Raw genomic sequence first — 26,001 nt, 5'->3', positions numbered from 1 at the left:
GCTGTATGCCCGGAGCCGCCGCCCGTCAATCCTGCGCGGTGCAGCCAGTAACACCGACCACCCCGCGCACCAGTCCCCAAAACCCGCCCCCACAAACCCAACCCGGCGCACGCCCGGCCCACGGTGATCAAGCGGCTTGCGCGGGGATCTGCGGTCCGGCCGACCAGACCTCTTGATCACCGCGTTCAGCGGGTGGGGGTCGGGGCGGGGGTTTCGTCGGGGCCGACGAAGGCTTCGCTGCGGGCCGCGCCGTCGTCGCTCCCACCGAAGACCCGGGCGTCGTCGGGGGCGTCGGTGTCGGCCGATCGGCGGACCGGGCGCCGGGGCTGCACCGACTGCCAGGGCAGGGTGCCGGCGGAGTCGCCGACCTCGGTGCGCATCCGGGGCAGGGCGGTCGGGCGGTGGTCGCGGACCCAGCCGACCAGGTGCTCGCGCACCAGGCAGCGCAGGTCCCACAGGCTGCCGGCGTCCGCCGCGCTGACCAGGGCGCGGACCTTGACCAGGCCGCCGGTGGCGTCGGTCACCTGGAGTACGCACACCCGGCCGTCCCACAGGTCGCTGCTCTCCGCCAGCCGGCGCAGCTCCTCGCGCATCGCCTGCACGTTGACCGACCAGTCGACGTCGAACTCGGCGGTGCCCAGCACCGCCGCCTCGGTCCGGGTCCAGTTCTGGAAGGGCTTGCTGGTGAAGTACGAGGTGGGCAGGATCAGCCGGCGGTCGTCCCAGATCTGCACGACCACGTAGCTGAGGGTCAGCTCCTCGATCCGGCCCCACTCCCCCTCGACCACCACCACGTCGTCCAGGCGCACCGCGTCGCTGAAGGCGAGCTGGAGCCCGGCGAAGACGTTGCTGAGCAGACTCTGCGCGGCCAACGCGGCGACCACGCCGGCCACGCCGGCGGAGGTCAGCACGCCGGCCCCGACGCCCCGGACGCTGGGGAAGGTCATCAGCATCACGCCGATGGTCAGAATCACGATCACCGCAATGGTCAGCCGGCGCAGCATCACCACCTGGGTACGCACCCGGCGGGCGTGCCGGTTGTTCGGGACGTCGACCCGGAACCGGGCCAGCGCCACGTCCTCGACCGCCACCAGCAGCGAGGCGACCAGCCAGGCCGCGGCGGCGATGACGGCGAGCACCAGCATGTGCAGCACCACCTGCCGCCACTGCGCGCCGACGGCGTAGCCGGTGGAGAACCGGACGGCGAACTGCACGGCGAGGACGGTCGCGGCGACCTGGAGCGAGCGGTGCGTGTGGTCGGTCAGCTCGGTCATCAGCAGCGAACGCCGGCCGAATCGCCGGGTCGCGCGGTGCACCACCTCGACCAGGAAAAGGGCGATCGCCGCCGCGGCCAGCGCGGCGACGACCGTCGTGAGGTAGCTCTGCACAGGTATCTCTCTCCCTCCAGCGGGCACCCTGGATCCGGGCAAAGGCCCAATGGTGCCCGCTGTTTCCCGATCCGACCAGGTCAGACCTTGCGGTACCGGGACTGGAGGAAGCAGTACACGCCGAAGCAGGCGATCCCGAGGGCGACCAGGACCAGCAGCACGGGGCCGTAGGACTGGTCGCGCAGCGTGCGCAGCGCGGCGTCGAGGCCGCGAGCCTTCTCCGGGTCGTAGTTGACGGCGGCCACCACGACCAGCAGGCCGGCGATGCCGTACGCGACGCCCTTGGCGATGTAGCCGGCCATGCCGAGCCGACGGGCCAGGGTCCGGGTGTGTGCGTTCATCTCACCGGTCTTGAGGTGCTTCTCGAACTTCTTCTTCCACCCGTAGATCACCAGGCCGATGCCGATGGCGGCGAGCACCACGCCGGCCAGTCCGACCAGCCAGCGGCCGCCGGAGGAGGTCATCAGCTTGCCGGTCAGCGCCTCGGACTGGTCGGCGTTGCTGGCGCCGGCGTTGGAGAAGACCTTCCAGGCGGTCCAGGCGAAGTAGAGGTAGACCAGGGTGCGGGCGGCCGAGGCGATCCGCTCGAAGAGCCGCTCCTTGTCCCGCTCGGCGCGGTGGCCGACGGCCGCCTCCAGGGCCTGCCAGATCGCCATGGCGAGCATGCCGACGGCGATCGCGACGCAGAGGAACTTGCCCATCGGCTTCTCGGCCAGGGAGCCCAGCGCACCGGACTGGTCACCGCTCTTGCCGCCCGAGCTGCCGAAGGCAATCTGCAGGGCGAGCCAGGCGATCAGCAGGTGCACGACGCCGTAGCCGATGAAACCGGCCCGGGCGAGTAGTTCGAGCCACCGGCTGTTCGCGGCCTGCGAGGCGGTGGCTTCAGCGTTCCGGGTGAGTGACATGGCGCCACAATCTCCGATTGCGGAGATCCCCAAACGTCAGCCACCGCCGCCGCGGCGCTGCTAGCTGCCGGGATTACGCGAGACCCGGATCTTGACCTCCTGGTCGGTGACGCTGTCCAGGGTGACGGCGAAGCCGCCGACCTCGGTGGCCTGCTGGCCGACGGTCAGCGACAGCTGTTCACCGGCGACCTCGACGGTCACCTGGTCGCCCTGGGCGCCGACCAGTTTGGCCTCGACGCCGAGGATGGTGGCGCTGGCCTCGACGCCACGGTCGAAGGTGACCGTGCAGGCGTCCAGGCCGCAGTCGGTGGAGGCGCCCTCGCTGCTGCAGCCGGCGAGCAGGGCGACACCGAGTGCCAGGCCGGCCAGCAGGCCGACGGCCCGGCGGGCGGGGGTGGACGGGGGGGTACCGGGTCGGTTCGTCACCCGATCAAGGGTACGAGATCCGCGCGAACGCCGTCCGGCACGCGATCGCCCCTGCTCAACGCCTTCACACCCCGGTTGCCGGCCGAGAGGTGGACCCGGTTGCCGGCCGAACTGGACCAGCTGGCCGGGGCCCGGGGCACAATGGCCGGGTGAGCTTCCTGGTCGAGGACAACCCCGCCCGCCGTCGCTTCGAGATCCTGGTCGACGACGCGCTGGCCGGGTTCACCGCGTACCTGCCCCGGGGCGAGGTGCTGGTCTTCACCCACACCGAGGTCGACCCCGGGTTCCAGAACATGGGGGTCGGATCCGCGCTGATGCGGGCCACCCTGGACCAGGTCCGCGAGCGCGGCGGCCGGGTGGTGCCCAGGTGCCCGTTCATGGCCGCGTTCATCGAGCGCCACCCGGAGTACGCGGACCTGGTCGACTCCGCCTGAACCGGCGGGCACGCCCGACCGCCCCGCGGGCCGTCGGGCGACGGGCCGTGGGGCGGTGGGCCGTGGAGCGCGGGGCCGTCAGCCGGCGATGGGCTTCCCGAGGCCGGCCAGCGGCGCGGCGAGGGTGCCGGCGAGCAGCTCGGCGGCGGCCCGGGCGGCGGCCCGGGTGGCACCGTGGGTGGCCACGTGCACCACCCCGGCGACCAGCGCGGGCACGCCCAGTTCGACCACCACCGCGTCGGGCCGGGCGGCGATGGCCCGACCCACGGCGGCGCGCATCCACTCGTGCCGGTGCAGGTCACGCACGACCAGCACGAGCGGCCGGCCGGCCGCCCCGGCGGTCGGGTCGGCGGGCAGGTCGGCCTCGCCGAGGCGTACCGAGGTGGTGCCGGTGAGCAGGCCGGCGAGGGGGGCGGCGACCCCCCACGGGGTCTCCTGGCCGATCGCGATGTTGCGCGGCGGCTCGAACTCGACCACGTGCGGGGCGGCGACCAGGGGCAGCGCCGCCTCGGCGCCGGTGCGCGCGGTCACCCGGACCGCCCGGCGGGCGGCGGCCAGCCCGACCACAGAGCCGCCGACCGCGACGCCGGAGTGGACCGGATCGGCGGCCCGGGCCGCCGTCGTCCAGCTCGCCAGCTGGCCGACCCGCTGGGCCGCCTCGGCCAGCCGCTCCTCGGGCAGCTCGCCGGACACGACGGCGGCGACGATGGCGTCGCGCAGCTCGCGGGCGGAGTCCTCGTCGGCCCGCTCCCCGCCGACGCAGATCGCGTCCGCGCCGGCGGCAAGGGCGCGCACGGCCGCCCCGGCGAAGCCGTACCGGTCGGCGACCGCGCGCATCTCCACCGCGTCGGTGACCACCACACCGGTGAAACCGAGCTCGTCGCGGAGCAGGCCGCCGAGGATGCGCGGGCTGAGCGTGGCCGGCAGTTCCGGGTCCAGCGCCGGGACGAGCAGGTGGCCGGTCATCACCGCCCGCACCCCGGCCGCCACGGCGGCCCGGAACGGGACCAGCTCCGCGGCGTCGAGCTGTTGCCGGGTGCCGCCGATGCGTGGCAGGTCTTGGTGCGAGTCGACGCGGGTGTCGCCGTGGCCGGGGAAGTGCTTGGCGCAGGCCGCCACCCCGCTGGACTGCAACCCCCGGATCCAGGCGGAGGTGTGCCGGGCGACCAGGGCCGGGTCGGCCCCGAAGGCACGGACCCCGATGACCGGGTTGGCCGGGTTGGAGTTGACGTCGGCGTCCGGGGCGTAGTTGAGGGTGACACCGACCGAGGCCAGCTCGCGGCCGAGGTCGCGGGCCACCTCGTGGGTCAGCTCCGGGTCGTCGACCGCGCCGAGGGCGAAGTTGCCGGGGCGGGAGCTGCCCCGTCCGGACTCGATCCGGGTGACGTCGCCGGCCTCCTCGTCGATGCCGACCACCACATCGGGCCGCTCCGCGCGCAGATTCGCGGTGAGCTCGGCGACTTGGTCGAGGTCGACGATGTTGCGGGCGAAGAGGACCACCGAGCCGAGCCCTTCGCCGAGCCACCGGCAGACCCAGGGCGGTGGGGTGGTGCCGACGAATCCCGGTTGCAGGACAGCGGCCGCCAGGCTCGCCAGTCTTCCCGTCGGTGTGCTGCTCATGCGGCTGCGGTACCCCCGTCATTCCCGTTTCGGACCCGGCCGCGGGCTGCGGCGGTGCTTGCCATGGTCACACCGGGCACCACTAATAGTCAATAAACCTTACTGTTAATCCGTGGCGCGGCGCCGCCCTGCGTGGGAGAGTTCCCACATGCCACTGCCGCCCCTCGCCGACGCGACCAGCGCGGCCGACGTACCCGGTGTTCGGCTGCTCGGCCTGATCGTCGGCGGCCTGCTCCTGCTCGCCGCCATCCGGGCGATGTTCCGCCGGCGCTGACCCCGGCGGGCCGCCGCCGACCCGGGACGCGGGCGGGCCGGCGCGCTCCCGCCGCGGGGTTTCGCCGCTGATCGCGTCGGGTACCTCCGGCCCTCGATGAAACTGTCAACGCACTCGATGACGCTGCGCCGCGCGGCGCGCAGCCTGTTCGGTTGGACCGCCCTGCGGCCCAACCAGCTCGCCGCCATGCGCGCGGTGATGAAGCGACGCGACGCCCTGGTGGTGCTGCCCACCGGTGCCGGCAAGTCGGCGATCTACCAGATCCCGGCCAGTCTGATCCCCGGCCCGACCGTGGTGATATCCCCGCTGCTCGCCCTCCAGCAGGACCAGATCGCGGCGCTCAACGAGCGGCAACGCCCGGAGTTGCGGGCGGTGCGGATCAGCTCCGACGAGACCGCCGCCCAGCAGGCGGAGGCGATCGCCGAGATCCGCGAGGGCCGGGCGGAGTTCCTGTTCATCACCCCGGAGCAGCTCGCCAACCCGGACCGGATGGCGGAGGTGAAGTCACTCAAGCCGGCGCTCGTGGCGATCGACGAGGCGCACTGCATCTCGGCGTGGGGGCACGACTTCCGCCCCGACTACCTGGCGCTGGGCCACCTCATCGACGGCATCGGCCGGCCGCCGGTGGTCGCGCTGACCGCCACCGCCTCGCCGCCGGTCCGCGACGACATCATCGCCCGCCTGCGGCTGCGCGACGCCGAGGTGGTGGTCTCCGGGCTGGACCGGCCGAACCTCTTCCTCGAGGTGGCGCACTGCCCCACCGAGGACTACCGGTGGCGGCGGCTGATCGCGCTGCTGCGCGAGGACAGGCGGCCCGGGATCATCTACGTGCCGACCCGGCGCGCGGCCGAGGAGCTGGCCGGCCGGCTCACGGACGCCGGCTACCCGTCGCAGTACTACCACGGCGGCATGCCCGCCGGGGCGCGCGGCGAACTGCACACGGCGTTCCTCGCCGACCAGGTGCCGATCATGGTGGCCACCTCCGCGTTCGGCATGGGCATCGACAAGCCCAACATCGCCTGGGTGGTGCACATGGCCCTGCCCGACTCGCCGGACAGCTACTTCCAGGAGATCGGCCGGGCCGGACGCGACGGGGAGCCGGCCCGGGTGCTGCTGCTCTGGCAGGCCGAGGACGTCGGCCTGCAACGCTTCTTCTCCGGCGGCCTGCCGGACGCCACCGAGCTGCGCGACCTGGCCGCCCTGCTGCGCAAGAAGCCGGCCACCAAGAAGGAGCTGCGGGAGCTGACCGGCCTGGGGCCGCGCAAGCTCGGGCAGTACCTCGCCCTGCTGGAGCAGATCGGCGCAGCCGAGCCGCGGTCGAAGCAGCGGATCGGCGCGCCCCGGTATTCCCCCACGCCCGCCGAGGCCGGCGAGGCCGCGCGGGCCGAGGCGGAACGCCAGCAGACCGTGACCCGGTCCCGGACCGACATGATGCGGGCCTTCGCCGAGACCACCGGCTGCCGGGGGCAGACGCTGCTGGCGTACTTCGGCGAGCAGATGACGAAGGTGTGCGGGCACTGCGACAACTGCCTGGCCGGCACGAGCGTCGCGGACGACGGCGCCAGCGGGCCGTTCCCGGTGCACAGCAAGGTGCGGCACCCGGAGTGGGGGCCGGGCATGGTGCTCAGTTACGAGGACGACCGGATGACGGTGCTCTTCGAAGAGGTCGGCTACAAGACGCTGTCGGTGCGCGTGGTGTCCGAACAGGGGCTGTTGACCCTCGACTAGCCTGAGCCGGGCCCCGGCGACCGGGGTGCGGTGGCAGTCGAGCCGAGTGGGATCAGGATGAGAGGAGCGTGGACGTGATCGAGCAGCCGGCGTACACCGGGTTCGGTTTCTCCGACGAGGAGTGGGGGCTGCTGGCCGGCCTGCCGCAGGCGGTCCTCGCCGCGGCGAGCGTCGCCGAGCACGACAGCGCCCGTCGCACCATGGCCGAGAACGCCGCGGGCCTGGAGACCATCGCCACCGGCCGGGAGTCGGCCAGTCCCCTGGTCGCCGCCGTGGCCGGCGAGATCGTGTCCCGGGTGGGCGACCCGGAGGCCGGCGAGGAGCTGCCGGTGATCGTGCCGGCCGACCCGCGGGCGATGATCGAGGACGTGCTGAACCGGGCGGCCTCGGCGGCCCGGCTGCTGGCCACCAGGGTCGACGAGGGCGAGGCCGGCGCCTACAAGCACTGGCTGATGAAGATCACCGAGCACGTGGTGGGCGCGGCGTCCAGCGGCGGGATCCTCGGCCTCGGCGGCGACCAGGTGAGCGACTCCGAGCGGCGGTTCCGCGACCGGCTCTCCCAGGTCCTCAACGACTGATTCCGGGCGTCACTCCGGCCGTCCCCGCGCCGGGGGCGGCCGGAGTGAGCCCGCTTGCCGCCCCGTCAGGCGGTGCGGAGTGCTTCGTTGGGTGCAAGCCGGGTGGCTCGCCAGGCGGGGTAGGCCCCGGCGATGATCCCGACGATGAGAGCGAGCGCGGGTGCCGCGACGATCGCGGTGATGGGAAGAGCTGCGGCTTGCGCGTTGACTGCGGCATAGCCGATGGTGACCAGGATGCCGGTGCTGATGCCGATGGTCGCGCCGATGGCGGCGAGAGCAAGCGCTTCGAAGATGAACTGAGCGGCGATATGTGTGCGTCGCGCTCCGAGGGCGAGCCGGAGTCCGATTTCGCCGCGGCGTTCGACGACGGCGACGATCATGGTGTTGGCGATGCCGACCCCACCGATCAGGAGCGCGATCGCGGCAAGGGCCGTGGCGAGGTTGCCGAGGCTGGTGTCGGCAAGTTCCCGCATGTCGGCATAGTCGGAGAGCTGCGACACTCCGACGTACTGGGGTGCGGCGGGATTGGCGGTACCGGCGAGCACGGGACGCACCTGAGCGGCGGTGCCGGGGTGGGTGTTGACGTAGATGATGGCGATGCTGCCTGGTACAGCGCCGGTGGTGTCGGTGAATCGTGGCCAGATGGCGGCTTCGGCCCAGCCGTCGCCGAGGAAGACAGCGTGGTCGATACCGTCTGCGAGGACGACCGGGCGCAGAACACCGATTACGGAGTGCCATTGGTCGGCGACCCAGATGCGCTGTCCGGGGTGGGCGATGCCGAGCGTCGTGGCGGCTTGTGCTCCGAGCACGACGGTGGGCAGGATGCGGCTGGCGTTGCTGAACCACTGCCCCCAGGCCAGGTCGGCGTCGATCGCTGCCGGGAGACCGGGGCCTGCGGCCTGCACGAGCAGCCCGCTGGTCTGGTTGCTCGGGACGCGATCGGTGCGGTAGGCGTGCACCCTGTCGGGTACGGCATACACCGCGGCGGCCTTCGTGACGGGGGCGATGCGTTCGATCATCTCCAGCGCCGTGTCGGGCAGCGGTACGGTCCTGTCGTCCGTGTCCTTCCCCGGCTCGACGGTGAGCAGGTTCGCCCCCATGCCATCGAGCTCGCTCAGATACTGGGCCTTGTTGGAGCCGGCGACGCCGGTGATGGCGACGAGTGCGGCGATGCCGATCGCGATCCCGATGGTCGACAGGACGGTGCGCAGCGGTCTTGCCCAGGTTCCGGCGGTGGCGTCGCCGAGAAGGTCGCGGATGCGGATCCGGATCGGATCAAGGTCAGAGATGCTCATGCGGTGGACGCCCCGGTGTCGGTGGTGATGCGGCCGTCGCGGATTCGGACACGGCGCGGCATTGTGTCGGCGATGGCGTGGTCGTGGGTGATGACGATGACCGCCGTTCCGGAGCCGGCAATCTCGCTGAGGTGACGGATGATGTTCCCCCCGGTGGCCGTGTCGAGGGCACCGGTGGGTTCGTCGGCGAACACGATGCTCGGCCGCTTGACGAGTGCGCGGGCGATCGCGACGCGCTGCTTCTCACCTCCGGAAAGCTGCCCGGGCCGATACCGGGTCCGGTGGGCCAGCCCGACGGCTTCGAGAGCGTCTCGGGCCTGACGGAGGCGTTCGGCGTGTCCGGCGCCGGTGTAGAGCAGCCCGGTCGCGACATTCCTCTCGGCCGTGAGGGTGGGGATGAGGTGAAACTGTTGGAAGACAAAACCGATGTGCCGTGCCCGCAGGGCAGCACGCTGCGCGTCGCCGAGTCGAGCGACCGGGTGGCCCCGCACACGCACCGTTCCGCTGGTGGGGTCCTCAAGGGTGCCCATGATCGAGAGCAGAGTGGACTTGCCCGACCCGGACGGTCCCACGATCGCGACCAGCTCTCCGGCACGCACCGCCAGGTTGGCTGCGCTGATCGCGTGCGTCGGCGGGTCTGTCGGATACGTCTTGGAGACCTCCTCGACGGTGAGGACGAATTCGGTCACGGCGCCACCACCTCCTCCCCTTCCTTGAGGTCCCCGGTGATCTGTAACCGAGAATCGGCGACCAGCCCCACCTTCACGGGTACGAGGACCCGCTTGCCGTTCCGGAGCACTTCGACGCCGTACCCGCCGTCGGCCAGGGCGAGGAGCGCGGTGACCGGTACGACGATGGCTCCGTCGACGGTGTCGCTGGGGATGGTGACCCGCACCGCGGAGAGGCCGATCCTCGAGACCGGGGACTGGTCGGCGAATTCGATGACCGCACGGTCCGGCAGAGGTTTTCCGTCCTTGTCGGACCCGCGGTGCTTCTGGATCTGGGTGATCTGAGCGCCGATGGTCGACCCGTCGGGCAGGGCCACGGTCACCGGTTTCCCGGGCGTCAACGATCCGGCCTGCGCGGTGCTGAGGTTGGCGACTGCGTGCACGGTGGTGTCGGTGTAGTCGAGGATGTCTCCGTTGGCGGATGCCCCGAGCTTCACGTGAACGGTCTCGACACGGATCGCATTCGCCTGGGTGACGACGACATCGCCCGGGGCGAACACACCGGTGCGTTTGACGCGGAGGGAGTCCTGCCAGCGTTTGATCGCCAGGACGGTGGACCGGGTGAACGTGTCGTCCACGGTGAGGCCCACGCTGGAGCCCAGCTTGACGAGATTCCGTTCGAGTTGGCGCACGTCCTCGCCCGGGGCGACTCCGATTCTGAGCTCGCGCCAGAATGGCCGGGCGCCTTTCAGGAGCACGACGGGTCGCCCGTCCGTCTCGTAGACGCGTTGACCAACCCTGACCACCTTGCCGGGGGGCGGCAGCACCGTGAGGATGCCACCGCCGCCACCGATGAGAGTGTTTGGGTCGCCGTAGCTGAGCTGCGCGTTCAGGATCGTGTTCGACGTCAGTGCCTCTCGCACGATCGTCTGGGTGTTCACCTTCGGACCCGGTACGGCGGCATCCCTGCGCCAGGGCTGCCACACGTAGGCGGCAGCCACAGCACCGAGCGCCAGGACGACGGCTGCGGCGACGACGACGCGGTTACGGCTTCGCACTGCCCGCCTCGCCTAGGAGTTCGGGCCATCGATGATGCGGGAGTACAGCTCCTCGCTCCAGGCTGCGTCGAACGCGCCCGTGAAGTTCGGGGCAACGAACGTACCCTTCTTGTCGCCGGCCGGCACGATCGTCCTCTTGCATGCCGCGAACATGGCGAAGAACTGTTCCTTCGTCGTCCCGGCCGGCACTGCCATCTCCGCGGACGCGCCTTCCGGGTCCGGAAAGGCCGCGATGCCGTTCTCCCTGGCACACTTCGCGAACGCACGGGACGCCTCCGCCAGGGCCGGGTCGGTCCCGTCGCCGTTCCGTGGCGGCTCGTACTGGGGCACCTTCGCCCGGCAGACCTTTTCGGCGGCCGCGGAGAGTTCGGCCGCTGCCGCGTCAAACTTGACCGCGCCGGGGCTGCTGTTTCCCTGAGCGGAATCAATCGAGATACCGGGTCCGACATAGCCGTCCGGTCCGACCATCACGTTCTGCACCCCTTCGGCGCGCAAACAGTCCGCGTACGCTTCCGCCGCCGCCTTCGCATCGCCCTTACCCACGGGTACGTCGCCGGCGGAGGGCACCTTGGGCGTGGACGTGCAGCCGGCAAGGGTGAGAGCCGCGGCAAGCGCGGCGCCCACGACGAACAGCCTCGTCATGGCTGGCCGGTGGTCGTTGCTGAACATGGTTCGTCCTCACTGACGGGTTGCATCCCGGTGTCGCGGGATCGGTCAGGAGAAGTTCTAGACGGTCGGCGGTCAGCGAACGGTCAGCGCGCTCCTGACCGTTTCCTTACCGTCCGGCCGGACAATGGGGTGATGAGAGTGCTGATCGTGGAAGACGAGATCGACCTCGCCACGAGCCTGGCCGAGGGGCTGCGCGCCGACGGGTACACGGTCGACGTCGCTCACGACGGCGCGACCGCGCTCAGCCGGCTCCAGCTCAGCGATCCGGAGGTGATGGTGCTGGACCGCAACCTGCCCATCCTCGACGGTGACACCGTCTGCCGGACCCTGTCGGCCATGCGCCACCCCGTACGCATTCTCATGCTGACCGCCGCCGCCGGACTTGACGACCGCGTCGAAGGCCTGGACCTCGGGGCGGATGACTACCTGACGAAGCCCTTCGCCTACCGTGAGCTGACCGCCCGCATCAACGCCCTCGCCCGCCGACTCGACCCCGGCGATGCCTCCCGCAGCGTTGCGGACCTCGTCGTGGACACCGCTGGTCAGAAGGTGACCCGGCGTGGAACACCGGTGCGCCTCAGCACCAAGGAGTACGCGGTACTCGAAGCCCTTGTTGTCGCAAACGGAGGTCTCGTGACCTATCGGCAGCTCATCGACCATGCCTGGGACGAGGACTACGACACCGAACGCGCCGCCGTGAAGATGGCCGTCTACTCCCTGCGCCGTAAGCTCGGCACACCGGACCTGATTGTCGCTGAGCATGGACGCGGTTATCGAGTCGAGGCCCCGTCATGAGTCGCCGGACGCCCCGCCTGCACAGCTTCCGCACCCGACTCACGGTGACCTTCACCGCAGCGTTTCTCACCGCCGGAATCGTCCTGCTCGCCGTCGTCTACATCGCTGTGGCTCACCTGTTCGACACCGCTCAGCACGGCGGGGTCAATGAGTTCATCGGCACCGACGGCACGGTGGTTGCCTGGCAGAGCGGCGACCCGCTACTCGAACCGGGTTCCGTCACATACCCCGGCGAGCTGCCGACGGGGGGAATCCAAGGAGTTATTGATCGGACCCAGATCACGCTTCGCGACGACATACTCGCCGGCCTCGTGTGGTGGTGCCTGGGAATCCTCGCCGTCTTCGCCGTCTTCGCTGCTTTCGCCGCATCCAGGCTCTCCCGCGCCGCCCTCACCCGGATCGCCGACATCACCTCGTCCGCTCGTTCCATCACCCAACACCAACTCGACGCACGACTGAAGCTGCCCGGCCCGACCGACGAGATCAAAGAACTCGGCGACACGATCGACCAGATGCTTGACCGACTCGAAGATTCCTTCGCCCGGCAACGCGAGTTCATCGCCAACGCGTCCCATGAACTCCGTACCCCCGTCGCCACGGCCCGCACGGCCCTCGAAATCCCCCTCGAACAGGGACGAGTCCCAACCCACCTCGAACCAGCCGTCACCCGTGCGCTCACCGCGACCAAGCGCAGCGAGACCATCCTCAACGCCCTCCTGGATCTCGCCCGCGCCGAAACGTCCAAGATGGGGGAGCCAGAGCCGGTCGACTTGGCTGCGGCGATCCGCGAAGCCCTGACCGACCTCGACGGGCTGGTCGCCGTCCGCGGCCTGAACATCACCGTCGAGACAACGGATCGGCCGCTCACCGCGGACAAGACGCTGATCGAACAGTTCCTTCGCAACGCCATCATCAATGCCGTGCGGCACAACATCGACGACGGCCAGGTCGACATCCGAACCCTGGCCCGCGCCGGCGGCATCGACATCACCATCTCCAACACCGGGGAGCCCATCGACCCCGACACGATCGACGATCTCACCGCACCCTTCAACCACGGCAAAACCACTCGGCTCGCACAGGAGCAGAACCCGGGCTACGGGCTGGGCCTGGCCATCATGAAGCGCATCATCGAACGCCACAACGGCACACTGACCATCAACCCTCGAGAGAACGGCGGCCTCGTCGTCCATGCCCACGTACCGGACCGCCCTTTTACCAGCCGCGCGCAGAAACTGGTCACGCCGAATCCGAGCGTAGAGCTAGCGCCTCGTCTTTGAACGTTGGTTGGTAAACCCCTTGTTTCTTCGGATCCGCAGTCAGCCGACGAGAAGAGGATCCGCGAGCTCGTCGGGCGGACCCAAGAGGCGCAGTTCGACCCGGACGTGCTGCCGGCGCTGCACACCTCCGGTCTGGTGGCCGACGCCCCACCCGAAGAGACTCGGACGGCGATGTCGAGATCTCGTGACTGGCTCCGTCCCCGAGGCGAAGGTGACCAGAATGGGTCGCACCAGCATCGAGGAGAAACACGATGGCCAAGTATTTGCTGCTCAAGCACTACCGCGGCGCCCCGGCTGCGGTCAACGACGTGCCCATGGACCGGTGGACGCCGGAGGAGATCTCGGCCCACGTGCAGTACATGAACGACTTCGCGGCCCGGCTCGAAGGGACCGGCGAGTTCGTCGACGGTCAGGCGCTCGCCCCCGAGGGGACGTTCGTCCGGTACGACGGCGAGGGTCGCCCGCCCGTCACCGACGGTCCGTTCGCCGAGACCAAGGACCTCATCGCCGGCTGGATGGTGATCGACGTCGACAGCTACGAGCGCGCCGTCGAGCTGGCCGGGGACCTGTCGGCCGCCCCTGGGGCGGGCGGGAAGCCGATCCACGAGTGGCTCGAGGTACGCCCGTTCCTGGCCGCGCCGCCCACCATCACGGAGTGACCTTTCCGGTGACCGAGGTCCTGCTCCGGAGCCTCACGCCGAGCGTGCTCGGGATCCTCGGCCGCCGCGGAGCCGACTTCGCGGCGGCCGAGGACGCCGTGCAGGAGGCGCTGGTCGAGGCGGTCCGCGTCTGGCCGGCCGACCCGCCGCGGGACCCGAAGGGCTGGCTCGTCACCGTGGCCTGGCGCCGGTTCCTCGACGCGACCCGGGCGGACGCCGCCCGCCGCCGGCGTGAGGACCTCGTCGACGAGGAGCCGACGGCCGGGCCCGCGCCCACGGTGGACGACACGCTCCAGCTCTACTTCCTGTGTGCCCACCCGTCGCTGACGCCGTCGTCCGCGGTCGCGCTCACGCTGCGCGCCGTCGGCGGGCTGACCACCCGCCAGATCGCCCAGGCCTACCTGGTGCCCGAGGCGACCATGGCGCAGCGCATCAGCCGGGCCAAGCGCACCGTCTCCGGCGTGCGGCTGGACCAGCCCGGCGGCGTCGCCACCGTGCTGCGCGTCCTCTACCTGGTCTTCAACGAGGGTTACTCCGGTGACGTCGACCTCGCCGCCGAGGCCATCCGGCTCACCCGGCAGCTCGCGGCCGCGATCAACCACCCCGAGGTGGCGGGGCTGCTCGCCCTCATGCTGGTCCACCACGCCCGGCGCGCCGCCCGGACCGCGCCCGACGGCAGCCTGGTGCCGCTCGCCGAGCAGGACCGCCGACGGTGGGACACCAGGTCGATCGCCGAGGGTGTCGAGATCCTGCAGGCGGCCCTCGCCCGCGACCGGCTGGGCGAGTTCCAGGCCCAGGCCGCCATCGCGGCGCTCCACGCCGACGCGCCCACCGCCGAGGAGACCGACTGGGTGCAGATCGTCGAGTGGTACGACGAGCTCGCGCGCCTGACCGACAGCCCGGTCGTCCGGCTCAACCGCGCGGTGGCCGTCGGCGAGGCCGACGGGCCGCGCGCCGGCCTGGCGGCGCTCGCGGCGCTGGACGACTCATTGCCCCGCCACGCCGCAGTGGCGGCACACCTCCACGAGCGCGACGGCGACCTGGCGACGGCGGCACGGCTGTACGCCGAGGCAGCCCGAAAGGCACCGAACCTCGCCGAGCGCGACCACCTGACGCGCCAGGCCGCCCGGCTCAACGCCCGGGGGCATCGCTGACGGGTCGCGCCCGGACGCTTCCACAGCGATTGGCGCGGCGCCGCAGGCCCAGGACCTTGGGGTACGAAGACCACACCTGTTCATAATGCGGATATATGGCAATTGCAAAAGAGTTGCAACTATGCCACCGTAATGATCCACGGGTGCGGTTGCGGACGTGCTGCGCCCCCGCGCCCACACATCCACTCCCCACCACAGGAGCGTTCTGTGATCCGGTTGCGTCCGACCTTCCGGCGCCTCGTGGCGATGACCGCAGCGGCCGGGATGCTCGCCCTGGCCGCCTGCTCGGCCCCGGCCATCCCCGACGGTTCGGCCGGCGGCACGACGATGGTCGTGGCCACCTCCGACGAGCCGGACGCGTTGAACCCCGTGCTCAACTACGGCGTCGACGGCGCCTCGCTGATCTTCGACGGGCTCGTCGCCCGGGACCGCGACAACCGGCTGGTCCCCGGCCTGGCCGCAGATCTGCCGACGGTGTCGCCGGACGGCCGCACCGTAACGGCAAGGCTCCGCGACGGCGTGCTGTTTCACGACGGCACCGCGCTGAGCGCGCAGGATGTCGTCTTCACCTATCAGGCCGTGCTGGATCCGAAGGTGGACTCGACGCTGCGCTCCGACCTGGACATGGTGGAGTCGGTGGCAACGACCGACCAGGCTACGGTCGTGTTCCGGCTGCGCTACCCGTACGCGCCGTTCCTGCAGCGCCTCACCCTCGGCATCGTGCCGGCCAAGCTCCTTGCCGGGCAGGACATCAACACGGCCGGGTTCAATCGGAAGCCGGTCGGAACCGGGCCGTACAAGGTCGAGTCCTGGACGCCGGGCGACCGGCTGGTGCTCGCGGCGAACGAACGCCACTTCGGTGGCCGGCCGGCGAACAACCGAGTGGTGGTCGCGTTCGTCGCGGACGACAACGTCCGCGCCCAGCGGATGCGGGCCGGCGAGTTCGACGCGGCCGAGTTGCCGCCGAAGCTCGCCGCCGGTTTCGACCCGGACGCCGCGTACAAGGTGCAGCGGGTGCCGACCGCCGACTACCGCGGCGTGATGCTGCCGATGGGCAACCCGGTCCTCGCCGACCCCGCAGTCCGCCGGGCGCTCAACCTGGCCGTCGACCGGTCCGCGATGGTGTCCGGCATCCTCGGCGGCGCGGGCGATCCGGCGTTCGGCCCGGTCCCACCGACCTCCGAGTTCGCCGAGCCCTCGATCGTCGGCACGCCGACCGCCGACGTCGTGGCCGCGTCGGCGCTGCTGGACGCGGCCGGCTGGACGCCCGGACCGGGCGGGGTACGGGTCAAGGACGGCCGCCCGGCCCGGTTCGCGCTCATGTATCCGGCGACCGACACGCTGCGCAAGGAGCTGGCCCTGGCCGTGACCGCCGACGCGAAGAAGGTCGGCATCGAGGTGACCCCCGCAGGGCTGACCTGGGATGCCATTGACCCGCGGATGAAGTCCGACGCCCTGCTGATGGGTTACGGCACGCCGTACGACCCGGACTTCATCTCATACAAGCTCTTCGGTTCGCGGTTCGCCGGGCAGGGCTACTTCAACTCCGGCTCGTACCGCTCCGCGGTGGTGGACCGGGCCCTTCAGGAGGGCCGGGACCAGGCCGATCCGGCCCGCCGTAAGGCCGCGTACGCGCAGGTGCAGAAGGAACTCGCCGCCGACGTACCGTGGCTGTTCCTCACCTACCTGCGGCACAGCTACGTGCTGAAGTCCTCGGTCCAGGGGGTGACCCCCCGGGTCGAGCCGCACGAGCACGGGGTGGCGAACAGCCTCTGGTGGAACATCAACACCTGGACCCGGTCGTGACAGGCCGGGTGCCCTTGCCCCGCAGCCGCCCCCGCTCCGGTCGGCTGGCCGGGGCGGGGGCGGTGGTCCGGCGTCGGCTCCTGGTCGCCGTGCCGGTGCTTGCCGTGACCAGCGTCGGGATGTTCGCCCTCGGTGCCGCGTCACCGGTCGACCCGGCGAAGCAGTACGCGGGCGCGGCGGCCTTCACCACCAGCGAGGAGAACCTGGCGCAGATCCGCGCGAACTGGGGCGTCGACGACCCGCTGCCGGTGCAGTACCTGCGTTGGATCGGCAACCTGGTCCAGGGGGACCTGGGCTGGTCGACCAGCCGACACGAGCCGGTCGCCTCGGTGCTCGCCGCCCGGGCCGGCTGGACGCTGCTGCTGATCGGCGTCGCCCTCGCCGTGGTTCTGGTCGCGAGCCTGCTGCTGGGCGCGCTGGCCGCGTACCGGCGGGGTGGGTTGTTCGACCGGGCGTTGCGGGCGACCGCGTACGCGGTCGAGTCGATGCCGGTCTTCTGGCTGGGCCTGGCCGCGATCGCCGTGTTCGCCCTGGCCCTGGGGTGGTTGCCGGCCGGCGGGCTCACCGACGTCACCGCGACCGGCACGTCCTGGCCCGACGTGGCGCACCACCTGGTCCTGCCGGTCGGGGTGCTGGCCGTGTCCCAGGCACCGTGGTTCGTGCTGTTCGTCCGGGACGCGGTCGCGGAGAGCCTGCGCGATGACCACGTGCTCGCGGCGCGGGCCCGCGGGCTGCCCGGGCGGACGGTGCTGTTCGGGCACGCGCTGCGTACCGCGCTGCTGCCGTTCCTCACCCTGATCGGCACCCACCTGCCCGAGCTGGTCGGCGGGGCGGTGCTGGTCGAGACGGTCTTCTCCCTGCCGGGTCTCGGCGCCGTCACGGTCGCCGCCGCGTTGGGCAGCGACTTCCCGCTGCTGGCGGCGATCACGCTGGTCACCACCGCGGTGGTGCTGGCCGCGAATCTCGTCGCCGACCTCGCCTACGCCGCCGCCGATCCGAGGGTACGACTCGATGGCTGACCTCGCTGCCCGGCCCCGGCTGCTCCGGCCGGTCCGGTCCCGGCTGCGGCCCCGCCGGGTCGGTGCCGTCACGGCCGGCCTGGTCCTCCTGGTGGCCGTCGTCGGTTCGCTGCTCGCCCCACTCGTCTGGCCGCTCGACCAGAGCGCCGTCGCGTTGGACCAGACCCGGCTGGCACCGTCCTGGGCCCATCCCGCCGGCACCGACGACCTCGGTCGGGACGTGGCACATCGTGCCGTCTACGGCCTGCGGGTCTCGCTGCTCGTCGGCGCGGTCGCCGCGCTGGTCGCCACCGTCCTCGGCGGCGTCGTCGGCGGGATCGCCGGTACGCTCGGCGGCCGGGTCGACCGGATCCTGATGCGGATCGTGGACACCATCGCCGCGCTGCCACACCTGCTACTGGGCATCTTCATCGTCGCCATGCTGCGTCCTAGCCTCGGCGCGGTGATCGCCTCCGTCGGGCTCACCCACTGGCTCTCCACCGCCCGCATCGTCCGATCCGAGTTGCTCAGCCTCCGTACCCGGCCGTTCATCGACGCCGCGATCAGTGGCGGGGCAGGTCGGGGCCGGGTCCTGACGCGGCACCTGCTGCCGCACGTGCTGCCCCGGTTGGCGCTGGCCACCACCCTGATGATCCCGCACGCGGTGTGGCACGAGACCGCCCTGTCGTTCCTCGGCCTCGGCCTGCCACCGCACCTCGCCTCGCTGGGCAACATGATCAACGATGGCCAGGGATCGCTGCTGACCGGCGCCTGGTGGGCCAGCCTGGGGCCGGGCGCGATGATCGTCGTCGTCACCCTCGCCATCGCGGTTCTCGCCGCTCACTGGCGCGACCGCCTCGATCCCCGGGTCCGAGCGGAGCTGCAGCTGTGACCGCCACCGAACCGGCCACCGCGCCGGCTCCACCCGGCTGCCCCACGAGCCGGCCGCTGCTCGCCGTCGACGGCCTCGGCGTCCGGTTCCGGCTGCCCGACGTGAGCGTGCACGCCGTCACCGACCTCAGCCTCTCCGTACGGGCCGGCGAACTGCTGGCTGTCGTCGGCGAGTCGGGCTGCGGCAAGTCCGTCCTGGCCCACGCGCTGCTCGGCCTGTTGCCGGCCAACGCCACGATCACCGGCCACGCCGTGCTGCACCACCCGGACAGCGATCCGGTCGATCTTGTCACCTGCGGTCAGCGCCACCTGGCCCGGGAGGTGCGCGGTCGCCGGGTCGGCCTGGTGCCGCAGAGCCCGGCCACCGCGCTGAACCCGGTCCGCACCGGACGGCGACTGCTCCGCGAGACGCTCCGGGCGCACGGTCGGGACCGCGGGGGCGCCGACCGGCTCGCGGTCGATGTCGGGCTCGACCCGGCGGACCTGGACCGCTACCCGCACGAGCTCTCCGGCGGCATGGCCCAGCGTCTGGTCACCGCGCTCGCGCTGGCACCGGACCCGGCGCTGCTGATCGCCGACGAGCCCACCACCGGCCTGGACCGTCCTCTGGTGGATCACACCCTCGACCTGCTCCGGCGCCGCTGCGACAGCGGAGCCGCCGTCGTGCTCATCACGCACGACCTGGCCGCGGCGCGCCGGGTCGCCGACACCGTCGCCGTCATGTACGCCAGCCGCGTCGTGGAACATCGCGAAGGCGACCGGCTCTTCGCCTCGCCGACCCATCCGTACGGCGCGGCGCTGCTCGACGCCCTGCCGGACCGGGCCTTCCGGCCGGTTCCCGGCGACCCGCCGACGCTCACCGCCCTGCCCGTCGGATGCGCCTTCGCGCCTCGCTGCCCGCGCCGCACCGAAAGGTGCTCAGGCCAGCCGCCGCCGGCACCGGTCGCCGGCGGCGGCACGGTGGCCTGCCACCACCCGATTCCCACCGGAGCTGTCGCGTGACCAGCTCGCAGCACCTGCTGGCCGACGAGGTGACCGTCGGGTACGGCCGGCAGGTCGTGCTGGACGGCGTCACGCTACGGGTCGGCCGGGGCGAGACGGTCGGGCTCCGCGGACCGTCCGGCTGCGGTAAGTCCACCCTGGTCCGGGTCCTGGCCCTCCTGCACCGCCCGGACCACGGCCGGGTCAGCATCGACGGCACCCCGGTCACCGCCGTGCGGTACGGCGTACCGGTCGACCTGAGGACCCGAGTCGCCGTCCTCTTCCAGAGCCCACGCGCGGCCGCCGATCCCCGGCTGAGCCTCGCCGACCTGATAGCCGAACCGCTACGGGCCATCCGGACACCCGAGCCGACGGTCCGCGAGCGGACAGCCGAACTCGCCGACCTCGTCGGCCTCACCGCGGACCTGCGCACCCGCCGGCCGCACGCGGTGTCCGATGGGCAACTGCAACGCGCCTGCCTCGCCCGGGCCCTCGTGCACCGCCCCGACTACCTGCTCTGCGACGAGGCCACGGCGATGCTCGACGCCTCCACCCAGGCCCACGTCGCCGCCGTCATCAGCGACTACCAGCGGGCCCAGCACGCCGGCGTTTTGGTCATCACCCACGACCAGACCCTGATGGACCGCTGGGCCGACCGGTGCGTCGACCTGGCTCCCGCCGCCTCCTGGGTGCGGCAGCCCGGACCGCCCGGAGGGCCGTAGCGGGGCTCCGGTGGCGGCCCGGCCGCTCCCCGTGTCGACAATGGAGCCCTACCACGGACGGGGAGGTGGGTGATGGACGCGCCGACCGGCGATGAGCGGCGGCCGGCCCGGTCGCCAACCCGGCAGGGCACCACACGGGGAGGTCGGTGATGGGCACACTGCGGGCCGAGACGGTGGACACGGCGGAGCTGCCGCCGGCGGAGCGGTGGCCCTTCTGGGTCGACATGTCGGCACGGGTCTCCGCGCCGATCGCGTTCGCCAGCGACCACGCGGCCGACTTCCGGGGCCGCGCCCGGCTGGTCGACCTGGGCGGCGGGATCCAGCTGACCCGGTTCCGCTACCAGTCCCTGATCGGGCGGCGGACCCCCCGGCTGATCCGCCAGGCCGACCCGGAGGTCTACCAGATCCCGCTGACGGTCGCCGGGACCAGCGCGATCAGCGCCCGGCGCCGGGACACCGCGATGGGCAGCGGTGACTTCGCGCTCATCGACTGGGGTCGACCGCACGACATCATGCACGCCAGCCGGCAACACGGCCGGGAGGACGCCGCCTCGGCCACCGTGGTCATCTCCCGGGCGCTGCTGCCGCTGGACGCCGACAAGGTCGATCGGCTCTCGGCGGTGCGGATCTCGGGCACACAGGGACCCGGCGCGCTGCTCGCCCAACACCTGCACCGGATCACCCGGAAACCCGAGCAGTTCCGCGCCACCGATGCCCCGCACCTCGCCGACGTCACCCTCACCCTGGTCTCCCTGCTGCTCGCCCGCCACCTCGACGCCGAGGCCGCCCTCCCCACCGAGATGCGGCAACAGGCCCTGCTCACCCAGGTACGCGACTTCGTCGAGCGCCACCTCGGCGACCCGGACCTGTCCCCCCAGTCCGTCGCCGACGCCCACCACGTCGCCCTGCGCACCCTGCACCGCCTCTTCGCCGACCAGGACGAGTCCGTCAGCGGCGTCATCCGCCGACGCCGCCTCGAACGCTGCCGCCGCGACCTCGCCGACCCGCTGCTGCGCGACCAGACCGTCCAGGCCATCGGCGCGCGTTGGGGCTTCCGCGACAAGACCCACTTCAGCCGCGCCTTCCGCGCCGCGTACGGCACCAGCCCGCGCGCCTTCCGGGAGAGCCGGTGGCAGGAGACGGGCCGGCCCGACCGGCCCACGGCCGGCGCCGCACCGCAGGAGTGACCCCGTACCGCCCGCCGGAGCGCTTAACCGGACGCACCGCCCGCAACGGCACGGATCGTCAACCACCCGGCGTCCACCGTCAACTCGGTTCCGCCGCCGCCCACCGATACTGGGGCGGGCCGGCGAGCGGGACCACCGCCGCGGCGGCCCACACGTAACGGGGGCCGTGGCGAGGCGTCCGCGACCCACCGTCGCGGGCGACCGCCCGGTGCCGTCCGTCCGCGTCCCCAGCCGCGCGATGCGACGATCCCCGTGCGTCGGTCACCGGCCGCCGGCTCCGGCCCCGTCGCTCTCCCCCCAGGACCGTCGACGGGGCCGGTCAGGCGTCCTCCAGCAGTTCCAGCACCCGTCGCTCCGCCTCCGCCCGGGGCGTGCCCGGTTCCACCGGGGCGACCACCCCGTCGTGGAACAGGTCGACCACCCGGGGGTCCACGTAGGAGGTACGGGCCACGGTCGCGGTGTTGCCGAGCAGTTCGGCGACCTCGCGCATCACCGACGCCACCGCCCGCCTGCGGGCCGTCGCGGAACGGGCCGGGCCGAGGGTGGCCAGCTCGGTGGCCGCCAGCACGGTGGCGTGCCAGGTGCGGAAGTCCTTCGCGGTCATCTCACCACCGCTGGCGGCGCGCAGGTACTCGTTGACCTCGTCGCTGCGCACGTCCCGCCAGTCCCGGCCGTCCCAGTAGCCGAACAGCCGCTCGGCCCGGCGACGCCGGCGGCGCAGGTTGGTCAGCACCCGGCACAGCTCCGGGTCCTCGATCCGCCGCACCTGGTCGATGCCGCCCTTGGCGGGGAACTCGAACACCACGCAGCCCCGCCGGCTGCGGGCGTGCTCCGGGCGCAGGGTGGAGACGCCGAAGGTGGCGTCGTCGCCGACCGCGTACTGGTCGCTGCCGACCCGGAACATCCCCATGTCGAGCAGGCGGGCGACCGTGGCGAGCACCCGGTCCCGGTTCAGCCCGTGGCCGGACAGGTCGTGCTCCACCCGCTCGCGCAGCACCGGGAGCCGGTGGGCGACCTCCAGCACGTGGTCGAACTTCGCCTCGTCCCGGTTGCGCCGCCACTGCGGGTGGTAGAGGTACTGCTTGCGACCGGCGGCGTCGATCCCGGTGGCCTGGATGTGCCCGTTGTGGTACGGCGAGATCCACACCTCCCGCCAGGCCGGCGGGATCACCAGGTCCCGCAGCCGGGGCAGCTCACCGGGGTCGCGGACCGGCTCGCCCCTCGGGTCGAGGAAGGTCCAGCCCCTGCCGCTTCGCCGGCGGCCGTACCCCGGCCTGCCCGGATCGCTACGCCGTAACCGCACCGGAGATCCGCACCGCCCGTTCCGCGTCGTCCACGGCCGCCAGCACCTCGTCGAGGCGGACGGCCGCCAGTGTCGAATCGGTTGTTACCCCATCGAACGCGGGCCAATCGTCGGCCGCTTCGGGAGGCCGGGCGGCGGGCCGGTCGCGCGGGCCACCGTCGCCGTGCCAGAGCACCCGATGCCACGGGCGGTCCGGGGGCGGCCCCCACCGCGTCGGCGCGACGGGGCCGAAGAGCACCACCGACGCGGTGCCGTACCCGGTGGCGAGGTGGGCGACGCCGGTATCCCCACTGACCACCAGACGGGCGTGGGCGACGAGGGCGGCGAGGTCGCCGAGGTCCGTGCGGCCGGCGAGCACCGCGTGCGGTGCCAGCCCTCCGTGGTACGCCACCCACCCGGCCAGCTCCCGCTCGCCCGCCGAGCCGGTGACCACCACCCGGTGCCCCCGGCCGGTCAGCTCCCGGGCCAGCGCCGCGAACCGCCGGGCCGGCCAGCGCTTGGCCGCGACCTTGCTGCCGGGGTGCACCACCGTCGCCCCGGTCGGCACACCGCCGGGCGCGGGACGGCACAGGGCGAGGTCGGCGCGGTCGGCGCGGAGGCCGTACCAGCCGAGCAGGCGGCACCACCGGTCGACCTCGTGCTCGTCGGCCCGCCAGTCGGGGCCGTCGGCGTGGCCGGCGTCGGGACTGGCGAAGGCGAGCAGCCGGCCGGGGCGGGTGGCGGCCAGCACACGGTGCGACCGGGGGCCACGGCCGTGCAGGTTGACCCCCAGCTCCGGCGGCGGGCCGGACCACCCCAGGTTCGCCAGGCCGTCCGCCGGCACCAGGCGGTCGACGCCGCCGACCAGGTCGACCAGGGGGGCCAGCCAGCGCGGGGCGGCCAGGGCCAGCTCCCGGTCGGGGTACGCGGCGCGCAGGGCGCGCAGCGCCGGCACCCCGGTGGCGAGGTCGCCGACGCCGAGCGCCCGGAGCACGAGGATCACGGGTACGACGACTCCCGCTCGGCGCAGACCACCAGCTCGCGGACAGCGCTGCCGGGCGGTTGGGACAGGGCGAACATGACGGCGGCGGCGGTGTCGGCGGGGTCGTTCAGGTTGGCGTCCGGGCCGGGCCGGTACTGCGCGTCCCGCTCGTCGAAGAAGGCGGTGCGCATCCCGCCGGGGACGAGCAGGGTGACGCCGACCGCCCCGGCCAGCTCGGCGGCGAGGGCGCGGGTGAAGCCGACCACGCCGAACTTCGCGGCGCAGTACGCGGTGGCGTCGCTGACGGCCTTCACGCCGAGGGTGGAGGCGACCGTGACGACGTTGCCCCGCGACTCCTCCAGCCAGGGCAGGGCGGCCCGGATCACCGCGGCGGTGGCGAGCAGGTCCACGGCGATGATCCGGTCCCAGGTCTCCCCGGGCACGTCGGCGAGGCGGCCGGGCACGTCGATGCCGGCGGCGGTGACGACGGCGTCGAGCCCCCCGGAGCGCTCGGCGAGCCGCCGGGTGGCGGCCTCGGCCGCGCGGGTGTCGGACAGGTCGCACTCGATCCACGGCACCCCGTCGGCCGGGGCGTTGCGGTCCAGCACCAGCGGCCGGCCGCCGGCCCGGGCCACGGCCGTCACCACGGCCGCCCCCAACCCGCTCGACCCGCCCGTGACCAGGACGGTCGGCCCCGTCCCCACAGCGTTGCCGGTCATCGTGCCCCCTTCGCCGCCGCGACGTCCACGCCCACCGCCACGCCCGGCGGCGGGCCGGGCACCCGGTCGCCGGATCCGGCCGTCGCGCCACCGGCGCGGGCGGCGGCGATCATGTCGGACGTGGAACGCCCGTCGAGGTACGGCACGACCACCGTGTGCCCGCCCCAGCGGCTCAGCAGCTCCGCCTCGGGCAGCCCCGGCTCGCCGTCGGTGGCGTAGTCGCCGCCCTTGACCCAGATGTCGGGGCGCAGCCAGGTCAGGGCCGCCTGCGGGGTCGGCTCGTCGAAGACCAGCACCGCGTCGACGCAGCCCAGCGCCGCCAGCAGCCGGCCACGGTCGCCCTGCGGCACCACCGGCCGGTCCGGCCCCTTCAGGCCCGTCACGCCGGCGTCGGAGTTGAGGCAGACGACCAGGCAGTCACCGAGCCGGCGGGCCGCCTCCAGGGTGGCCACGTGCCCGGCGTGCAGCAGGTCGAAGCACCCTCCGGTGGCGACGACCGTGCCGCCGGCCGCGCGGACCGCCGCGACCACCGCGGCGGCGGCGCCCACCCCGACGCGGTCGCCGCCGCCGGGGCGGGACCCGGTCACCGGGACCGGCCGGGCCTGCGGCGGCAGGGCCGTGGCCACTCCCCCGGCCGCGACGTACGCCGACGCCTCGGTGACCGCCGCCTGCACCGCCTCGGAGACCAGCGCGCCCCGGGACAGGGCGATGCTGGCGGTCGCGGCGAACCGGTCGCCCGCACCACAGGTGTCCCCCTCGGCGCTGGCCGTGGCGGGCACCACCAGCGGCGTCGACCCGGCGTGGCAGAGCAGCGCCCCGTCGCCGCCCAGGGTGACGGTGACCGCCCCGGCCCGCCAGCGCCGGCGCAGCTCCTGCGCGCCCCGGGACGCGGTGGCCAGCCGGGACGCGCCCGGCCCGGTCTTCACCAGCTCGCGCACCTCCGACTCGTTCGGGGTGGCCAGGTGCACCCCGGGCACCGCCGCCGGGCCCCGGGGGTGCGGGTCCCACACCACGGGCGCGCGGGTCGCCGCGAGTGCGCAGCGCAGGGCCGGTTGCCGGGCCACCCCCCGGCCGTAGTCGCTGACCAGCACGGCGGACGCGGAGGCGAGCAGCCGCAGGGCGGCTTCGCTCGGCTCGCCGGGCTCCCCGGCCGGTCCGCCCCGGTCGTGCCGCAGCAGCACCCGTCCCCGGGCGTGCAGCCGGATCTTCTCCGGGGTGGCGCCGCGCAGCGGCAGCGCGTACACCTGCACCCCGGCGGCGGCGAGCAGCGTGCTAAGCCGGGCCCCGCCCTCGTCGTCGGCGAGGGCGGTCACCAGGGCCACCTCGGCGCCCAGCGCGGCGGCGAAGACCGCCGCCAGGCCGGCGCCGCCGGGCCGGTCCACGGCCGTCGACTCGTCGAGCACCGGCACCGGGGAGTCCGGACAGAGCCGGTTCACCACCCCCTCGACGTCCCGGTCGAGCAGGATGTCACCGACCACCACCACAGGTCCCGTCATCAGCTC

General features: G+C 72.8%; 26 protein-coding genes. 14 read left to right on the top strand and 12 right to left on the bottom strand.

Features of this window, described 5'->3' with window-relative positions; translation table 11 throughout:
* Positions 1–185: 185 nt before the first annotated feature.
* The 3 genes from ABT023_RS06400 to ABT023_RS06390 all read right to left on the bottom strand — a co-directional run bounded on the left by ABT023_RS06400 (position 186) and on the right by ABT023_RS06390 (position 2,719).
* On the bottom strand, positions 186–1,388 hold the full coding sequence (locus ABT023_RS06400; RefSeq protein WP_350882319.1) for a mechanosensitive ion channel family protein: 1,203 nt from the start codon (positions 1,386–1,388) through the stop codon (positions 186–188).
* 80 nt (positions 1,389–1,468) lie between these two features.
* The gene (locus ABT023_RS06395; protein ID WP_350882317.1) at positions 1,469–2,293 is read right to left on the bottom strand and encodes a DUF1206 domain-containing protein; all 825 of its coding nucleotides are present in this window, start codon (positions 2,291–2,293) and stop codon (positions 1,469–1,471) included.
* Positions 2,294–2,353: 60 nt separating this feature from the next.
* On the bottom strand, positions 2,354–2,719 hold the full coding sequence (locus tag ABT023_RS06390) for a hypothetical protein (protein WP_350882315.1): 366 nt from the start codon (positions 2,717–2,719) through the stop codon (positions 2,354–2,356).
* Positions 2,720–2,868: 149 nt separating this feature from the next.
* On the opposite strand from ABT023_RS06390, the gene ABT023_RS06385 reads away from it, so the two are divergent.
* Entirely contained in the window at positions 2,869–3,153 is a 285-nt protein-coding gene (locus ABT023_RS06385) for a GNAT family N-acetyltransferase (protein ID WP_350882313.1), read from the top strand.
* Between the two features lie 78 nt (positions 3,154–3,231).
* On the opposite strand, the gene ABT023_RS06380 is transcribed toward ABT023_RS06385, so the two are convergent.
* Positions 3,232–4,773, bottom strand: a complete 1,542-nt coding sequence (locus ABT023_RS06380; protein WP_350882311.1) for a glycoside hydrolase family 3 protein — start codon at positions 4,771–4,773, stop codon at positions 3,232–3,234.
* Positions 4,774–4,921: 148 nt separating this feature from the next.
* Here ABT023_RS06380 and ABT023_RS06375 point away from each other — a divergent pair, with 148 nt between their 5' ends.
* The 3 genes from ABT023_RS06375 to ABT023_RS06365 all read left to right on the top strand — a co-directional run bounded on the left by ABT023_RS06375 (position 4,922) and on the right by ABT023_RS06365 (position 7,353).
* The gene (locus ABT023_RS06375; RefSeq protein WP_350882309.1) at positions 4,922–5,047 is read left to right on the top strand and encodes a hypothetical protein; all 126 of its coding nucleotides are present in this window, start codon (positions 4,922–4,924) and stop codon (positions 5,045–5,047) included.
* A 96-nt stretch (positions 5,048–5,143) separates the two neighbouring features.
* The gene (locus ABT023_RS06370; RefSeq protein ID WP_350882307.1) at positions 5,144–6,775 is read left to right on the top strand and encodes a RecQ family ATP-dependent DNA helicase; all 1,632 of its coding nucleotides are present in this window, start codon (positions 5,144–5,146) and stop codon (positions 6,773–6,775) included.
* A gap of 74 nt (positions 6,776–6,849) precedes the next feature.
* Positions 6,850–7,353, top strand: a complete 504-nt coding sequence (locus ABT023_RS06365) for a hypothetical protein (RefSeq protein ID WP_350882305.1) — start codon at positions 6,850–6,852, stop codon at positions 7,351–7,353.
* A 65-nt stretch (positions 7,354–7,418) separates the two neighbouring features.
* On the opposite strand, the gene ABT023_RS06360 is transcribed toward ABT023_RS06365, so the two are convergent.
* The 4 genes from ABT023_RS06360 to ABT023_RS06345 are packed head-to-tail and all read right to left on the bottom strand — an operon-like array spanning position 7,419 to position 11,043.
* Positions 7,419–8,648 carry an ABC transporter permease gene (locus tag ABT023_RS06360; protein WP_350882303.1) on the bottom strand — a complete coding sequence of 410 codons (1,230 nt, stop codon included), beginning with the start codon at positions 8,646–8,648 and terminating at the stop codon, positions 7,419–7,421.
* Positions 8,645–9,337, bottom strand: a complete 693-nt coding sequence (locus ABT023_RS06355) for an ABC transporter ATP-binding protein (RefSeq protein WP_350882301.1) — start codon at positions 9,335–9,337, stop codon at positions 8,645–8,647. The genes ABT023_RS06360 and ABT023_RS06355 overlap by 4 nt, the downstream gene beginning before the upstream one ends.
* Positions 9,334–10,374 (bottom strand): peptidoglycan-binding protein, encoded by a 1,041-nt coding sequence (locus ABT023_RS06350; protein ID WP_350882299.1) that lies wholly within the window; start codon positions 10,372–10,374, stop codon positions 9,334–9,336. Before ABT023_RS06350 ends, ABT023_RS06355 begins: the two co-directional genes overlap by 4 nt.
* Positions 10,375–10,386: 12 nt before the next feature.
* On the bottom strand, positions 10,387–11,043 hold the full coding sequence (locus tag ABT023_RS06345; RefSeq protein WP_350882297.1) for a hypothetical protein: 657 nt from the start codon (positions 11,041–11,043) through the stop codon (positions 10,387–10,389).
* Between the two features lie 132 nt (positions 11,044–11,175).
* Between ABT023_RS06345 and ABT023_RS06340 the strand changes: the two genes are divergently transcribed.
* From ABT023_RS06340 to ABT023_RS06295, 10 genes are all read left to right on the top strand, one after another.
* A complete protein-coding gene (locus ABT023_RS06340; protein WP_350882295.1) occupies positions 11,176–11,838 on the top strand; it encodes a response regulator transcription factor in 663 nt (220 codons plus the stop codon).
* A 44-nt stretch (positions 11,839–11,882) separates the two neighbouring features.
* Positions 11,883–13,118 (top strand): sensor histidine kinase, encoded by a 1,236-nt coding sequence (locus tag ABT023_RS06335; RefSeq protein ID WP_350882293.1) that lies wholly within the window; start codon positions 11,883–11,885, stop codon positions 13,116–13,118.
* A gap of 251 nt (positions 13,119–13,369) precedes the next feature.
* The gene (locus ABT023_RS06330; RefSeq protein WP_350882291.1) at positions 13,370–13,777 is read left to right on the top strand and encodes a YciI family protein; all 408 of its coding nucleotides are present in this window, start codon (positions 13,370–13,372) and stop codon (positions 13,775–13,777) included.
* An 8-nt stretch (positions 13,778–13,785) separates the two neighbouring features.
* Positions 13,786–14,931 (top strand): RNA polymerase sigma factor, encoded by a 1,146-nt coding sequence (locus ABT023_RS06325; RefSeq protein WP_350882538.1) that lies wholly within the window; start codon positions 13,786–13,788, stop codon positions 14,929–14,931.
* Positions 14,932–15,138: 207 nt separating this feature from the next.
* A complete protein-coding gene (locus tag ABT023_RS06320) occupies positions 15,139–16,737 on the top strand; it encodes an ABC transporter substrate-binding protein (RefSeq protein ID WP_350882289.1) in 1,599 nt (532 codons plus the stop codon).
* The gene (locus ABT023_RS06315; protein WP_350882287.1) at positions 16,707–17,756 is read left to right on the top strand and encodes an ABC transporter permease; all 1,050 of its coding nucleotides are present in this window, start codon (positions 16,707–16,709) and stop codon (positions 17,754–17,756) included. Before ABT023_RS06320 ends, ABT023_RS06315 begins: the two co-directional genes overlap by 31 nt.
* Positions 17,749–18,627, top strand: a complete 879-nt coding sequence (locus tag ABT023_RS06310; RefSeq protein WP_350882285.1) for an ABC transporter permease — start codon at positions 17,749–17,751, stop codon at positions 18,625–18,627. The genes ABT023_RS06315 and ABT023_RS06310 overlap by 8 nt, the downstream gene beginning before the upstream one ends.
* Positions 18,624–19,628, top strand: a complete 1,005-nt coding sequence (locus tag ABT023_RS06305; RefSeq protein WP_350882283.1) for an ABC transporter ATP-binding protein — start codon at positions 18,624–18,626, stop codon at positions 19,626–19,628. Before ABT023_RS06310 ends, ABT023_RS06305 begins: the two co-directional genes overlap by 4 nt.
* Positions 19,625–20,329 carry an ABC transporter ATP-binding protein gene (locus ABT023_RS06300; RefSeq protein ID WP_350882281.1) on the top strand — a complete coding sequence of 235 codons (705 nt, stop codon included), beginning with the start codon at positions 19,625–19,627 and terminating at the stop codon, positions 20,327–20,329. The genes ABT023_RS06305 and ABT023_RS06300 overlap by 4 nt, the downstream gene beginning before the upstream one ends.
* Before the next feature lie 149 nt (positions 20,330–20,478).
* Positions 20,479–21,516 (top strand): AraC-like ligand-binding domain-containing protein, encoded by a 1,038-nt coding sequence (locus ABT023_RS06295; RefSeq protein ID WP_350882279.1) that lies wholly within the window; start codon positions 20,479–20,481, stop codon positions 21,514–21,516.
* 319 nt (positions 21,517–21,835) lie between these two features.
* Here the strand turns inward: ABT023_RS06295 and ABT023_RS06290 are convergent, their stop codons facing one another.
* Genes ABT023_RS06290 through ABT023_RS06275 form a run of 4 tightly spaced genes read right to left on the bottom strand, consistent with a single transcriptional unit; the run spans position 21,836 to position 25,995 of the window.
* Positions 21,836–22,819: a DNA topoisomerase IB gene (locus ABT023_RS06290; protein ID WP_350882277.1), complete on the bottom strand. Its 984-nt coding sequence runs from the start codon at positions 22,817–22,819 to the stop codon at positions 21,836–21,838.
* Positions 22,803–23,801 (bottom strand): glycosyltransferase family 9 protein, encoded by a 999-nt coding sequence (locus ABT023_RS06285; protein ID WP_350882274.1) that lies wholly within the window; start codon positions 23,799–23,801, stop codon positions 22,803–22,805. Before ABT023_RS06285 ends, ABT023_RS06290 begins: the two co-directional genes overlap by 17 nt.
* Positions 23,798–24,484: an SDR family oxidoreductase gene (locus ABT023_RS06280; RefSeq protein WP_350882537.1), complete on the bottom strand. Its 687-nt coding sequence runs from the start codon at positions 24,482–24,484 to the stop codon at positions 23,798–23,800. The genes ABT023_RS06285 and ABT023_RS06280 overlap by 4 nt, the downstream gene beginning before the upstream one ends.
* Before the next feature lie 11 nt (positions 24,485–24,495).
* Positions 24,496–25,995 (bottom strand): PfkB family carbohydrate kinase, encoded by a 1,500-nt coding sequence (locus ABT023_RS06275; protein WP_350882272.1) that lies wholly within the window; start codon positions 25,993–25,995, stop codon positions 24,496–24,498.
* Positions 25,996–26,001 lie beyond the last annotated feature (6 nt).

This window comes from Micromonospora sp. NPDC002296, assembly GCF_040296145.1.
Lineage (GTDB): Bacteria > Actinomycetota > Actinomycetes > Mycobacteriales > Micromonosporaceae > Micromonospora.
The sequence above is the reverse complement of the archived record's forward strand: the minus strand, read 5'-3'. Positions and strand labels throughout refer to the sequence as shown.

Coding starts and splice junctions, on each gene's coding strand:
- ABT023_RS06340 (WP_350882295.1), top strand. CDS start 11,176: ATGAGAGTGCTGATCGTGGAAGACGAGATCGACCTCGCCACGAGCCTG.
- ABT023_RS06370 (WP_350882307.1), top strand. CDS start 5,144: ATGAAACTGTCAACGCACTCGATGACGCTGCGCCGCGCGGCGCGCAGC.
- ABT023_RS06360 (WP_350882303.1), bottom strand. CDS start 8,648: ATGAGCATCTCTGACCTTGATCCGATCCGGATCCGCATCCGCGACCTT.
- ABT023_RS06375 (WP_350882309.1), top strand. CDS start 4,922: ATGCCACTGCCGCCCCTCGCCGACGCGACCAGCGCGGCCGACGTACCC.
- ABT023_RS06395 (WP_350882317.1), bottom strand. CDS start 2,293: ATGTCACTCACCCGGAACGCTGAAGCCACCGCCTCGCAGGCCGCGAAC.
- ABT023_RS06310 (WP_350882285.1), top strand. CDS start 17,749: ATGGCTGACCTCGCTGCCCGGCCCCGGCTGCTCCGGCCGGTCCGGTCC.
- ABT023_RS06330 (WP_350882291.1), top strand. CDS start 13,370: ATGGCCAAGTATTTGCTGCTCAAGCACTACCGCGGCGCCCCGGCTGCG.
- ABT023_RS06295 (WP_350882279.1), top strand. CDS start 20,479: ATGGGCACACTGCGGGCCGAGACGGTGGACACGGCGGAGCTGCCGCCG.
- ABT023_RS06345 (WP_350882297.1), bottom strand. CDS start 11,043: ATGTTCAGCAACGACCACCGGCCAGCCATGACGAGGCTGTTCGTCGTG.
- ABT023_RS06380 (WP_350882311.1), bottom strand. CDS start 4,773: ATGAGCAGCACACCGACGGGAAGACTGGCGAGCCTGGCGGCCGCTGTC.
- ABT023_RS06275 (WP_350882272.1), bottom strand. CDS start 25,995: ATGACGGGACCTGTGGTGGTGGTCGGTGACATCCTGCTCGACCGGGAC.